This is a genomic window from Moraxella marmotae (genome assembly GCF_042219885.1).
Classification (GTDB): Bacteria; Pseudomonadota; Gammaproteobacteria; order Pseudomonadales; family Moraxellaceae; genus Moraxella; species Moraxella marmotae.
The window spans coordinates 1-12,608 of record NZ_JBHJHR010000004.1; the positions used below are offsets into that span (position 1 = coordinate 1).

Annotated in this window: 20 protein-coding genes; 4 read left to right on the plus strand and 16 right to left on the minus strand. The window is 39.9% G+C overall.

What is annotated here, in order from left to right; genetic code table 11:
* Positions 1–239: 239 nt before the first annotated feature.
* From ACFBZI_RS10720 to ACFBZI_RS10755, 8 genes are all read right to left on the minus strand, one after another.
* Positions 240–872: a hypothetical protein gene (locus tag ACFBZI_RS10720; RefSeq protein WP_375716357.1), complete on the minus strand. Its 633-nt coding sequence runs from the start codon at positions 870–872 to the stop codon at positions 240–242.
* A 93-nt stretch (positions 873–965) separates the two neighbouring features.
* Positions 966–1,097, minus strand: a complete 132-nt coding sequence (locus tag ACFBZI_RS10725; RefSeq protein ID WP_375716358.1) for a hypothetical protein — start codon at positions 1,095–1,097, stop codon at positions 966–968.
* A complete protein-coding gene (locus ACFBZI_RS10730) occupies positions 1,085–1,453 on the minus strand; it encodes a hypothetical protein (protein ID WP_375716359.1) in 369 nt (122 codons plus the stop codon). Before ACFBZI_RS10730 ends, ACFBZI_RS10725 begins: the two co-directional genes overlap by 13 nt.
* Positions 1,454–1,652: 199 nt before the next feature.
* Positions 1,653–2,111, minus strand: coding sequence for a hypothetical protein (locus ACFBZI_RS10735; RefSeq protein WP_375716360.1), 459 nt, complete (start codon positions 2,109–2,111; stop codon positions 1,653–1,655).
* Positions 2,112–2,149: 38 nt separating this feature from the next.
* On the minus strand, positions 2,150–2,458 hold the full coding sequence (locus tag ACFBZI_RS10740) for a hypothetical protein (RefSeq protein WP_375716361.1): 309 nt from the start codon (positions 2,456–2,458) through the stop codon (positions 2,150–2,152).
* A 199-nt stretch (positions 2,459–2,657) separates the two neighbouring features.
* Complete coding sequence (locus ACFBZI_RS10745) at positions 2,658–3,218, minus strand: hypothetical protein (protein ID WP_375716362.1); 561 nt, start codon at positions 3,216–3,218, stop codon at positions 2,658–2,660.
* The gene (locus ACFBZI_RS10750; RefSeq protein ID WP_375716363.1) at positions 3,208–3,429 is read right to left on the minus strand and encodes a hypothetical protein; all 222 of its coding nucleotides are present in this window, start codon (positions 3,427–3,429) and stop codon (positions 3,208–3,210) included. Before ACFBZI_RS10750 ends, ACFBZI_RS10745 begins: the two co-directional genes overlap by 11 nt.
* 44 nt (positions 3,430–3,473) lie before the next feature.
* The gene (locus tag ACFBZI_RS10755) at positions 3,474–4,163 is read right to left on the minus strand and encodes a hypothetical protein (protein ID WP_375716364.1); all 690 of its coding nucleotides are present in this window, start codon (positions 4,161–4,163) and stop codon (positions 3,474–3,476) included.
* Between the two features lie 214 nt (positions 4,164–4,377).
* Between ACFBZI_RS10755 and ACFBZI_RS10760 the strand changes: the two genes are divergently transcribed.
* Positions 4,378–4,611, plus strand: a complete 234-nt coding sequence (locus tag ACFBZI_RS10760; protein ID WP_375716365.1) for a hypothetical protein — start codon at positions 4,378–4,380, stop codon at positions 4,609–4,611.
* Here ACFBZI_RS10760 and ACFBZI_RS10765 read toward each other — a convergent pair.
* Positions 4,584–5,828: a hypothetical protein gene (locus tag ACFBZI_RS10765; RefSeq protein WP_375716366.1), complete on the minus strand. Its 1,245-nt coding sequence runs from the start codon at positions 5,826–5,828 to the stop codon at positions 4,584–4,586. The genes ACFBZI_RS10760 and ACFBZI_RS10765 overlap by 28 nt on opposite strands.
* A gap of 24 nt (positions 5,829–5,852) precedes the next feature.
* Entirely contained in the window at positions 5,853–6,167 is a 315-nt protein-coding gene (locus tag ACFBZI_RS10770; RefSeq protein ID WP_375716367.1) for a hypothetical protein, read from the minus strand.
* A 299-nt stretch (positions 6,168–6,466) separates the two neighbouring features.
* On the opposite strand from ACFBZI_RS10770, the gene ACFBZI_RS10775 reads away from it, so the two are divergent.
* A complete protein-coding gene (locus ACFBZI_RS10775; RefSeq protein ID WP_375716368.1) occupies positions 6,467–6,715 on the plus strand; it encodes a plasmid stabilization protein in 249 nt (82 codons plus the stop codon).
* Entirely contained in the window at positions 6,705–6,977 is a 273-nt protein-coding gene (locus tag ACFBZI_RS10780) for a type II toxin-antitoxin system RelE family toxin (protein WP_375716369.1), read from the plus strand. Before ACFBZI_RS10775 ends, ACFBZI_RS10780 begins: the two co-directional genes overlap by 11 nt.
* A gap of 179 nt (positions 6,978–7,156) precedes the next feature.
* Here ACFBZI_RS10780 and tnpA read toward each other — a convergent pair whose 3' ends face one another.
* Positions 7,157–7,576, minus strand: a complete 420-nt coding sequence (gene tnpA / locus ACFBZI_RS10785) for an IS200/IS605 family transposase (protein WP_375716370.1) — start codon at positions 7,574–7,576, stop codon at positions 7,157–7,159.
* 48 nt (positions 7,577–7,624) lie between these two features.
* Between tnpA and ACFBZI_RS10790 the strand changes: the two genes are divergently transcribed.
* Entirely contained in the window at positions 7,625–8,722 is a 1,098-nt protein-coding gene (locus ACFBZI_RS10790; protein WP_375716371.1) for an RNA-guided endonuclease InsQ/TnpB family protein, read from the plus strand.
* 193 nt (positions 8,723–8,915) lie between these two features.
* Here ACFBZI_RS10790 and ACFBZI_RS10795 read toward each other — a convergent pair whose 3' ends face one another.
* The 5 genes from ACFBZI_RS10795 to ACFBZI_RS10815 all read right to left on the minus strand — a co-directional run bounded on the left by ACFBZI_RS10795 (position 8,916) and on the right by ACFBZI_RS10815 (position 12,588).
* Entirely contained in the window at positions 8,916–9,320 is a 405-nt protein-coding gene (locus tag ACFBZI_RS10795; protein ID WP_375716372.1) for a hypothetical protein, read from the minus strand.
* An 89-nt stretch (positions 9,321–9,409) separates the two neighbouring features.
* Entirely contained in the window at positions 9,410–9,877 is a 468-nt protein-coding gene (locus tag ACFBZI_RS10800; protein WP_375716373.1) for a hypothetical protein, read from the minus strand.
* 175 nt (positions 9,878–10,052) lie between these two features.
* Positions 10,053–10,544, minus strand: a complete 492-nt coding sequence (locus tag ACFBZI_RS10805) for a hypothetical protein (protein WP_375716374.1) — start codon at positions 10,542–10,544, stop codon at positions 10,053–10,055.
* 5 nt (positions 10,545–10,549) lie between these two features.
* Positions 10,550–11,983, minus strand: coding sequence for a zinc ribbon domain-containing protein (locus ACFBZI_RS10810; protein WP_375716375.1), 1,434 nt, complete (start codon positions 11,981–11,983; stop codon positions 10,550–10,552).
* Entirely contained in the window at positions 11,980–12,588 is a 609-nt protein-coding gene (locus ACFBZI_RS10815) for an IS607 family transposase (RefSeq protein WP_375716376.1), read from the minus strand. Before ACFBZI_RS10815 ends, ACFBZI_RS10810 begins: the two co-directional genes overlap by 4 nt.
* Positions 12,589–12,608: the final 20 nt, after the last annotated feature.

Below are 12,608 nucleotides of genomic sequence, written 5' to 3' on the forward strand. Positions count from 1 at the left end.
GCGTTTACATCAATTGTTTGTTCAATTCTACCATCGCCAAAGCTGATAACACCGTCATCTGCTGCTTGCCAAATCAGTTGTTCAATGTCGCTATCGCTTGCGTCAATTGGAACTTCTACGAAAAAGCTACTAGTAATTACTTCTTGGGTTTTGACTTCAACAATGCGTTTCATATTTAATCCTTATTTTGATTAAGCCATGCCGCCAGTTGGCAAGCATGGCATGGGTTGGGTTTGGGTTTATTCGCCACTAAAGCCAAAATCTGTATCGATTTTTTGCGTTTGGTTCAACTTGTCCGAAATGTCATCAATGCCATAAATTTTTAAAAAGCTGGTGAACATTTCAATATAGCCATCTGGCAAATCGGCGGCGTTGGCTTGTAGGTATTTTTCCACGCTACAAAAATTAATCTGTGGCGGATTGTTTTTAATCTGATACTCATTGCGAACAAAGGCGATGCCGATTTCTCGTTGTTTGTCGTTTTCCACAATCTGCATAAAACAATAACCATCATCGTTGCCATAGGTGTTGAAAATATCCACCAAAGTTTGCAAGTCTAATTCTTTATCGGTTGCGATATTCCTTTCTTTTAGACTGTGATGGGGCAAATCGCCAGCCAAAATGCAAGATGGGATGTTTAACTCATCAATGCGATATTTGTATTGCTCGGCAAAGGGCAAATTTTGCTGGTCGCCGCTTTGGCATTGCCAAAATGGGCTACCGTAAACATATGTATGGACAATTTGCATAACATTGCTTGGCATAACTTTGCCATGCCCCCAATGATGGTAGCTGTAAAACAACTGATGGGCTTTTTCGCCGTCTGTGTTGATGCCTGTAAAGCTGATGACCATTTGCGTTGGAGAACCCATGATAAATTCCTCGTGTTGTTGATTGATGGGATTAGTATAAGGTAAGAAACAGACACCAAACCAACAATCCGCAATAGCCCTTATGATAAGGCGTTAGCCGTGGTGGTCTTGCTCTGCCGCCAAAAATTCTCTATAATAACGCTGCTGGCAATCACCTTTGTCAGTTGGTTGTAGTGGCTTGCATTCTTTGAGTGCAAGCCACTTTTTGTTATTTAATAAACCCAAACAGGTCCGTCAAGACGGCTTACACCATCATCATAAATGGTTCTGTCGTAGTCGCCAGTTATTAGTGCGATTACCGCCTTGCCAGTATTTTCAGGTTTAACAAAATTGTTGATTTCGTGGTTACTGTAGCTTGTGCTATTAGGTGCTCGTCTGACTAAGCATCTCACTGGCTCATCATTCCAATTTGGGTCTGTATTGACATAACAAATGCGGCCATTATCTTTATTAATAACAAAGCCACTACAACCAATTTGCCGGTCATTTCGTTTGATACCTGTCACCTTATATTCCAAATTTACATTTTCGGTGTTGGCGGCTTTGACCATGTTTTTCAATTTAACAGTGCGGATAAGCATAAAATTCACCTTGTGAATGGTTGTGGTTGATGGGTTTATTATAGGGCAGAGAACCAACACACAACAAAGCATTGCCCATATCCCTTATGACAAGGCGTTAGCCTTACATATCTATCTACCAAGCCCACCGCCACGCCTGCAACCAAGTCATAAAAAATGCCCCATCTATTACGGTGGGGCATCAACCAACAACACAATATCAATTATCTAACTCAATATCGCCAAAAACCAAATCATGCAACTGTGGCAAGTCTGTAAAGCGTTTTCCTTGATATTCGCCTTTGATTGCCAAATCATGCTCATTTTCAAAAACAACATCATCATCTAAATTCACATAACTGCGCAAAACAGCCAAATGGGCATTTTGAACAGCGGTGTTCAAATTCTGGTCATTTACCCATTCATCATAGTAGTAAAGATTATCAAGAATTGGTTTGAGTTCCGAACCTAACCGCAAAAAGTAGTTTTCATCTAGCTTGGTAAGGATTTTATCCAGTAGAGCGATTTTTAAAGATAGAACACATTGCAAAATATCATTATCGCTTTGGATTTTCGCCACATCAATAGCCGCCGATGCCAGAAAAAATGGCATTTGTGCATATTCATTTATCCATTCTTTGATTGTTGGCAACAGTTTTTTGTAATGCTCAAGATTCATGGTTTATTCCTTGTGGTTAATTGGTGGTTTAGCGATGATTATTCATCATCGCCAAGTTCAAAGCGGCAAATTAATTCTTGGGTGATGGCTAAATGTTTGTTGTAATAGCTCATATCCGCCCATTTTTGTTCTAGCTCATACAGCAAATCCAACAAATCGTAATATTGGGTTCTAATGCTCACATGATGCCAAAATGAGCCATTGCATTTTACTTCAAGAAAATCCAACATTTCACGGTTAGACATTTGGGCGATAGCTACCAAATCTACTTGTTGCGGTGTGGTAGGAATGCCTAGTGTGTTGGCGATGGCTACAAGGTTTGGCGTGGTTTGTGCTTGGTTTAACATGGTTTGTTTCCTATGTTGTTTGGTTGATGTAGGTATTGTAAGACACAATAGGAAGACGAAACCAGCTATTGTCTTAAGTCTTTATCAATAGGGCGTTAGCCTTACATATCTATTCTTCGCCCACCACAGCAGTCCAAATCCAAACCATAAAAAAGCCGACAGCTTAACCATACCATCGGCTTTTTCCAACCATCACAAGTCAATCATCAAGAGAAACATTTAATCCTTTACTTTGACTATTCTTATATTGTTCATCAATCGTATCACGAATTTGATCAATCACTGCAAGCACTTTTTGGCGTTCTTCATCATGGATTCGCTGCAATCGAAGTAAGTTGCCATAAGTAATGCCAACATCAACGCCGTTGGTGTCTAGCATTTCTTTGTAGGTGGTTTTCATCTTTTCTAGTGACTCATTGCACTGAGCTTCTAGGTCAGGGTGGACACCTATACTGTCATTTGAAACCCACCACCACAAAGGTGTAATGCCTGTGGTTCCTTTGAAAAGATCCCCATATTCCCTATACTCTTGATTTGCCCAAGTATCGGGATTGCAGGCGGTTGAATATTCATATCTTTCTACGCGAAAATCGTCAAGCATTTTTTGGATTTTTTGACTTTTATCGCCCACTATTGGGAACTGCCTGTCTGCCGACACCCACAGTAGCGACGAAAACGCGAGAATAACTAAGAAAGCGAAAGCCACAAGCGGAGCTAAAAATATTACCAGGTCTTCATTGTACCTTTTATCAGCACTCATCGCCATTCTCCATCTCATCTACCAAATCTTGCAATCGGCTTTCAACAAATTGCAAGCCCTCTAAGTAATAATAATATTGCAAGAACAACTTATCATCACCAAAAAACTCGGCATTGAATTTTTCAGTTTTAGCAGATGAGATTTCATCTGCTAAATCTTCAATAATGCCTGCCAATTTGCCGATAAGTTCAGTTTTGTTAGAACAATTCATTATCATCACCATCAATCTCAGTAATCACTTTGCCTGTTATAATATTAATCAGCCAACTCATCATCATAGAAATAATCGCCCATGCCGTGGTTTTCTAAGACAGTTTGCATATCAGCTTCGTTTTCATAGTAAATGAAATAGACTTCGCCGTCGATTGTGTCAATATCCGATACATACAACTGGCACTGTTCGATAGCACAGCCGTGGACTGGCAAATCATAGCGTTTTACCAGTTCTTTGATTATTGGTTCAGGAACAGACCAAGCAGTATCACCAGTGATGCAAACGCACTCTTCAACTTGACTGATACAAAATTCAGCATTGAAAGATTTTGTGCCAACATTTCTAATCGCCCACTCGTACCAATCACAAGCACCATATTTGTCAAAAAGTGCAATGTATTCAGCAAGCTCTGGTATTTCTCTAATTTGCTTTTTGGCTTCACCAATGGTGGTTTGTGGGGTGATGCCTAATTTGTATAGCTTTGTTTTCTCGCCTGCATGCAGGTTGTTGTCATCACTTTCAATGGTTAAATCGTCATCGGTGCTAGATAGCAAACCATCAACAACATATCCTACCATAGAACTATCAACGTCTAACAACTCAGCAGGCATAGCAATCACTTTATCCAGCGTAAATTTGCCTGTTTTTTGTGGGTCTAAATCGTCCAGCATTCTTTGAATGTTTTCATTTGAACCTTGAAAATAAACAATGGTTTCTACATAGTGTGGCATAGTTAAATCCTCGTGTTGGTTGGTTAGGTTGATGGGTTTATTATAGGAAAAGAAGAAGCAAAGAGACAAATTATCACCCAAAGCCTTTGCAATCAGGCGTTAGCCTTATTAATCTATCAACCACCGCCGCAAAGCTATGACAGGTTGTCAGAATATTACTTATATTGTTATAATTAGATGCATTAACCACAAGACCTTTTGGAAAGCCTAGACCATGAAAAAACTAACAACCCTTAACGAGTATATGGCACGCCTACCACAGGGTGAGCAAGACCAAATCAATGCCAAAACTCAAAAACTCAAACAAGCCTATGAGCTAACAGTTACGGTTTGCAAACGATTGCAAACCACCAAAACCGCAAACCAGCCACAGCAAAAGCCCACCATTTCGGTGGGCTATCGTTGCACTCAGACAGACAATCAAGCACAAACCAAATCATGCAACTGAAAAATATTTTCAAAGCGTTGATTTTGGTAGCAACCACTGAAAGACCGCCAAATCTCATTCTCAAATTCATTAATATCATCATCGACAACCACAAAACCAGTTATCATGTTGAACAGTGCATTGCGAGTGGTTATTTTTAAGTTAATCTCATTTTTCCATTCATCATATCGGTATAAATCTACCAGTAACGGTTTAATGGCTTTGCCGAAACCATAGGTCCACTCTATATTTAACTTTTCTAGTATTTTAGCAGCCAAAACAATTTCCAAATTTATTTTATCAATGCCATTGATAGAGGTGTTTTGTGCTATTTTGTCAACTTCAAAAAACGCCTCACCCAAGAAGTAATAGGCACAGCGTCCTTTTTCGGCGATCCATACTTTGGCAATTGGTACAAGTTGGCAGGCGTGGTGGGGGTATCCGCTCACTGTTTTGTCCTCGTTGGTTGTGTCGAATGCATCCAGCCAGTAAGAATAATCAGGCAACTTTTGTTCGATGATTTCTACCAACTTTAGGCAGTCGTCATCATCTAAATCATAATCTAAGTCGGCAACGCCTGACTCTTTTGGCTCGTCCATGTTTTGAAAAGCAACATTGAATAAATCGCTAAACTCAGCACTATCTACAAAATCGTATTGGTCAAAAGCATAGGCAAACTTTTTATTTCTAAACAAAGCTACGATTTGTGGCATGTTCCAGTTAATATAAACTTGCCAAATCAATTCTTTGGCACGGTACATCAAGTCAATATCAGCTTGTGGACTGGCAGGCTCCATCAAGTAATCTGAAATGCCATAGTTTAGATAGTAAAACAAAACATCAAAATCACGGCTATTATAAGCTGGGATTTGATTGTATGGCAACAGCTCGCCATCTTGTACCGCACAACTGATAAAATCCTTGGCATATTCTGGCAGGTTGCCCAATTTATTGGCAAATGGCAAATGGTGCAAATAATCAACGCCATAGTCATAAAGCCCTAGTAAATGGCGTGGCTCATCACCACCCAAACCAACACCAAGAACAACATCATCACCGATGATTTCAATATTGAGTTGGTCTTTATCGCAAGGCCACCAAGCTGATGGCAATTGTCGGTAGCCATTCTTGCCAGCTTGTTCATAGGCTTTGACAATCGCATGGATTTTATCTTGCACGGCAGGCGTGAACTGCTCAAAATTTGGGTTCTTTTGTTTGATAATGTCGATTAAGTTCATAGGTTTCACCTTGTTGGTTGCGGTTTACTGGTTGTTTAGTAGCGATTCAAAAGTTATTTTGCCATCAAGCACAGCACTGATTTGCTTAGGCGTACAATCTCGCAGCTCAATCCAAAAGCTGGCTTGTTTGGCAAGTGGCAACTCATAGGCTTTGCGTTTTTTATCGGCAGCCATAATGCCCACCGCTTTTAAGTAACGCTGGCGAATTTCAACAGCCCATTTCTTTTGCTTGTAAGAGCCTTGCAGGGTGTCCATATCATCTTGTTTGTCTTGCAAGCAGGCTTTGGCAAGCTCAGCGATTTGGCTTAGTAAGTCTTGGTTTTGGGCTAAGGTTGTCATTTCTACCCCCTTGTTTACTATTTATTGATAATATCATAAACGATATTAAGCAAAAGTACAATATGTGGTGTTTTGACTTGGTTACTCACACACATTGTAGTGGTTAAGTGGATAGGGGTATTATAGACCGCAGCAGAAAACACAAAACCAATTACTATCTTTAGCCCCTTATTAACAGGGCGTTAGCCGTGCTTGGTCGTCTTTGTTATCGGGGTGCTGTTTTGTACATTAAATGGTTGCCAAATAGTACTTTTAATGGTACTATTAATAGCACCATAAATCAAAAGTAAGGAGTGTACATGTTGAGTGTTATCCATAGCCGATATATTTCCAGTATTAGCGATTTCAAAAAAAGCCCAATGGACGCTTTAAATACTGCTGACGGTCAAGCCGTTGCCGTGCTAAACCGAAATGAGCCAGCTTTTTACTGTGTCCCAGCGGCACTGTATGAAAAAATGCTTGATCTTATTGAAGATTACGAACTTGCACAAATCGCAGAAGAGCGTAAAAACGAACCAACAATAAGAGTAGATTTAAATGACTTATAAGTTGGAATTTAAAGAAAGCGCCAAAAAAGAATTTGATAAACTTGGTCCAGACATTAAAGACAAATTCCGCAAAAAGTTGGCGAACGTCTTGGAAAACCCAAGGATAGCCAAAAACAAGCTCAGAGGTAGTGGTAGTAAAGACCTTTACAAAATCAAGTTGAGAAGTGATGGCTATCGCTTACTTTACCAAGTTTTTGACGATGAAATTGTTATCATTGTCATTACTGTTGGCAAAAGGGACAATGTTTATTCAAACTTATGATATGGCTATGCCTTGTCTTAGCACTAAAAATCCACTATAATAAAGTCGCTGGTAATCACCTTACCAGTTGTTGGTTGTAGTAGCCTGCATTCTTTGAATGCAGGCTGCTGTTTACTTAATGATTATCCCCGCCACCGTAAAACCACCAACTTCAGGTGGTGGATATAAGGTGGCTTTTACTACTGTGGTGTGTTTTGCTGTTCAATATATTGTCGAATGATTTCAATTGGCGCACCGCCACAACTGCCTGCAAAATAACTTGGGGACCACAGGGCATCGCCCCAAAGATTTTTGGTAATATTTGCATATTGCTTTTGCCTGAGTTTGCGACTGGACACTCCCTTAAGGCTGTTTACCAATTTGGATATGCTCACCTTTGGTGGATAATGTACAAGCAAATGTACATGGTCTTCTTCACCATCAAATTCAACCAAAGTGCTGTCAAATTCAAAGCAAACCCGCTCAAAGATACTTTGCATGTCATCTAAAATTTCTTTGGTAAAGACTTTTCTTCTGTATTTGGTAACAAAGACCAAATGCACATGAAGATTGTAAACCACATGACGGCCTCGTCTTATTTCGGGTTTTTGACTTGACATATAATTAGACCAATGTATAATTAAGCTATAAATATCATACCATAACCCATGAAAACACTCAAGTTACGCATTTACGATAAACACAAACACCAACTTGCAAAGCTCTCAAGTTCGGTGAATTTTGTGTGGAATTATGTGAATGAGTTGAGTTATAACTATCTGCAACGCAAAGGTAAATTTTTATCTGCCTATGACTTAAACGAATATACCACAGGTAGTGGTGCATTACTTGGTTTGCATTCTCAAACCATTCAAGCCATTAATGAAACGCATGCCAAAAACCGTAAGCAATTTAAAAAAGCCAAATTAAAATGGCGAACAAATAACAAAACTGCAAAAACAAAATCCTTAGGTTGGATTCCATTTAAACATTCTGCCATTAAGCTTATTGAAACCTATCAAACAAACAAAACCGCACTAAAATCAAAATTACAATTATCACTTGGCGGTGGTGAAAAACTTATTATCACTGTCTTTGACCAATACAACTTGTCACAATACGACATCAACACTTGTGAAATTGTACAAGACAGTCGTGGGCATTGGTATGCCTGCGTTACCGTGAAAAACTATCCCAAAACAAACTGTGGCACACAATCTGTTGGCTTGGATTTGGGCTTAAAAGACAGCGTCACTGCCAGCAATGGTGATAAACTTAGCATGAAGTTCACTGCCAAATATGCCCAAAAACTTGCCAAAGCTCAACGAGCCAATAAGAAAAAGCAAGTTAAAAACATTCATGCCAAAATCAAAAATTCAAGACTTAATGCCATTCATCAATTCACCAGCAAATTAATCAAAGACCATGCTTTGATTGTGATTGGCAAACTAAAGTCCACCGCATTCACTTCAACCAAACTGGCTAAGTCTGTCTATGACGCAAGCTGGTTTGAACTCAAAAAACAGTTGGAATATAAGTGCAAGCATGCAGGCTGTCTTTTTACAGAAGTTAATGAACAATTTACAACCCAAACCTGTTCGTGCTGTGGCGATATGTCCAGTAGTCCGAAAGGTAGAATAGGTTTAGGAATAAGAGAATGGACTTGTGGTGCTTGTAACACCACGCATGACAGAGATGTCAATGCAGCCAAGAACATTCTCCGTATCGGACGTGATACGCTAGTTGTAGGAAGCCCCGCAGTTTAGCAAGGGGAGTACGTCACAACGCTTGCTATTATGAAAGTCACCAAGCCTAAAAGCTTTAGCATGCCCTTTATCACTCGGCATGCCACATCTGCATGCCAATTCATTACTGTTGCTAAGTAAAAACAAAAGATCGTCGTAAGCAACAAGCCAATAATCGACGCTGCTTTAACACCGTTCACAATCCGCTCCTTTTTCAAATAAACCGAAACGCTATATCAACATCTTGCTTGTGCAAGCTATAAGACAGCATTTCCAAGGTTTTTGCTTGCATGATTTGCTGGTACAAAAAATCTGCCAATTCTCGCTTGATTGTTTTAGTTTTACCATTGACGCTGATGGTTGAGCGTTGGTTGTCGGCAACTCGATAGGTCAAAAGCACCCGAACATCGGCCACTTCGGGATTGGTTTTAACAATGGTTTTTAACAGATTGATGGTGGTGGTGAAATTGTTCAAATCGAACTCGTATTTTTCGCCATTTTCAACAAAACCATAACGCACCACATTTTTTTCAGTATCGTGGCGTAAGTGGGGCAGAGGCAAAATTTTGTCTGCCAACTCAACTGCCATTTCAATTTGTTGCTGTTTTACTAAGCACATAAAAACTCCTTATTGATTGAAAAATAAATTATCGATTTTGCCAGTCAATGCACAAACCGCAGCTTGTGCATTGACTTGTTGGTTACTAATTAAGAACAAACCAAATCATGTAACTGAAAAATATTTTCAAAGCGTTGATTTTGGTAACAGCCACTAAAATCTCGCAATTCGCTGTTTTCAAAATCATCAATATCATCATCAGTGGTAACAAAATCAGTTACCATATCAAACAATGCATTTCTAGCGGCAATTCTTAGATTGTTTTGGTTATTCCATTCATCGTAGTTGTGCAAATCCATCAATCTTGGGCTCAAAAATTCGCCAAAGTCGTGGAACCAATCTACATTTAACTTATCTAGCACTTTAGTTGTTAGAACAATTTCTAAATTGTTCTTATCGTCATAATTGACAATATTCTTTTGTTCCATCTTATCAACTTCAAAGAACGCTTGAGCCAAGAAGTAATCAACGCATCTTCCTTTTTCGGCAATCCATGCTTTGGCGACTGGGACAAGCTGATAGGCATGTTGAAACAGTGGTGGAATATTGTTGTTCATGGTAAATCTCCTGTGTTGGTTGATGGGGTTATTATAGGGTAAAGAGAAACGACGGAATCACATACTACCTTTAATCCTTATGATAAGGCGTTAGCCTTACTAATCTGTTCACGCCTCCCCAATCTCCAAAAAAAATCCCCCGCACTTAGCGGAGGATTGGTTGGCTTATTTCAAATTAGGCGGCCACATCCACACAATCAGTTGTCAATGCTTGTTCCAAAAACGCAATCAGTGGGCTTTGATATTCCTCGCCTTGGCAACTGTTGCCAATTTTTTCAATCAGCTTGGCTTTTTCATCAGCGTCCCAATAGCAATATGGGTCTAAAAACTCATCAAAATAAATATCTGCAATCGCTTGATTGTCTTTGTAAACTGTTACCGAACCAGTCAAAGGTACATCAAAAAACAGATTTTGTAAGCTTTGCTTATCCCAAACTTTATGCGTAGATAAATCCTTAACCTGAATAGCATCGCCTTGACAATAGCCACGCACAGTATAATCGTATTCCAACTCGCACCAGTCATTTTCTTTGTAAACAGTAGTGTAATGCTGTTCAAAATCCACTGTTAGCAAGTCATCGATAAGCTGTGCTTTTGTGTAGGCGTCGGCGTCGTGTGGATACCAACCCCCGTAAAACCGACAAAGCCCCCACAATTCCTGTTCCAAATTCCCTACCTATTGTTAACCAATGAGCAGTTGTTTAGTAATTCACGCTCCGTTGACTGGTGCAACTGGAGCACGGGTTGGACAGTCTCAACCGATTGGCGAAGTCTATCTTGCAAGATGGCTTTCACTTTATATTTGCTATGCCACAACTTAATCTCATCGTCATAATGTCTTGCTAAGATGTTCTTTGCTGCGTTTGTGTCTGCATCCAACACTTCCCCGTTTTCACGGTAAAAGCGATCACCAACACGCTTGCCTGTTAACAGACCATTGTTTTGGCTATCACCTTGCGAAGTGTAGGCGGCATTGACCAAACTAAGCAGTACACCGTACTGCTGAGATGTCTTTTGTAATGCTGCTTGGATTGTACCTTTTACCCAAGCAGACAATCTTCTGTTTTGGTTTTTACCATAATTTTTTGATTTGATGGGTGCGGACAAATCTTCTGCCACAATAACATTGCTTTGCCCTGCCAACTGATGACAAGCAGTATAAACCACTGTTTGCACCTGTTGTTGATGTCTTTGTTTTTGAGCATCAAGTTTTTGTCTGCCCAAATTGTTGTCTTTAATGCGTTGGGATTTGGCAGGATTGCTGATTTCGTATTTTTCCGCTAAAGCTCTAAGCTTATTGCGTCTTTGATACTTGGGTTTTAATTTGTCAGAGTGGGCAGATAACAACTCGCCCAAATTCTCACCATAGCGATTGCCGTTACTGTCGGTAAAAACTTCGCTGTATCCTTTGTCTATACCGATAATCTGATTGGGTTTATTTGCACTCACAAACTCATCTTGTTTGCTTGCTACCTGTTTGCATAAACAAACTTTTAGCACCGCTTTACCTTTTTGTCGAACCAAGATTAAACGAATGGTGCTGTCAATCGCTGTTGGGTGCAGGCAATTTAGGGGAATAACAATGCGTTTGCCTTTGACTAAACCTTGTAAGGCAAGATAACTTCTGCCGTTATGCTCAAAATAACGATAGCAACCTGTATCAACCACAATTTGGTTATTGACTTTGGTTCTGCCACGTGGCATTAGCTTTCTGACCAATCTGTGTAATAAGGGGTGGTCAAGATAAGCTTGTTTGTCAAACGGGTATTGTTTAAGCAAAGATTTGGCAGATTCTACACCCAGTGTTTGATACAGTTTTTTAACCAGTAATGTCTTACAAGCCTCATTTCTGGCATTAATATCACCAATCACATCTTGTAGCGTGGCTTTCCATAATCTGGCAGGAATGCCTTTAATTCGCTCGTCTTGACAAGCCAGCCAGTTATCACGGATTTGTCTGTGATTAAGCTTTTTAGGTTTTGAGCCAAACTCATGCCAAATACTGGCGCGTAAAGCACCCAACAACGCACATAACTGCTGAATTTGAGCCAGTTTTGCTTGGCTCAAAGGCAGAGAATAGATGGTGTGGGTGGTGATTTGGGTCATGGTTTATCTTCAATCAGATTTTTGATTTTGCTTTTGTATTTTCTTAAGCCATACAGTCTTGAGCTAAAGCTGTGAACAATGGCTAGCATGTCTTCAACCATTTCTTGTTGGGGAGATAACTGTTCTTGATTGGCAACAATGATTTGACAACCTTGTCTTTGTGCCATCTCTTCAAAAAAATCAAAACCAAAACGAGCCAGTCTGTCTTTATGGGCTACATACAGTTGTTTAATCTCACCATCAATAATGCGATACATCAAGGATAAAAAGACCTTGCGTTTAAAGTTTAAGCCACCGCCAATCTCTTCATGCCATTCATCAACGGCAATGCCACGAGCCAAACAAAACTGTTGCATGGCAGACAATTGGGAGGCTAAGTCGTCTTTTTGGGCTTTTGAAGACACACGACAATAAACCACAATCTTTTTATCTTCAGGGACAACGCCATTTCTTTGACGCACCAAGGCAATATCATCATCAGTATAATAACGCTGATTAAAACCTGTGCGTTTGGCAGGTAAAACACCCTCATTATCCCAACGGCGTAAGGTTGAGACAGAAACGCCAATAATCTTAGCGAATTGATGAGGGCGATAGTGGTTCATGTTTGCTCTTTTCTTAACTA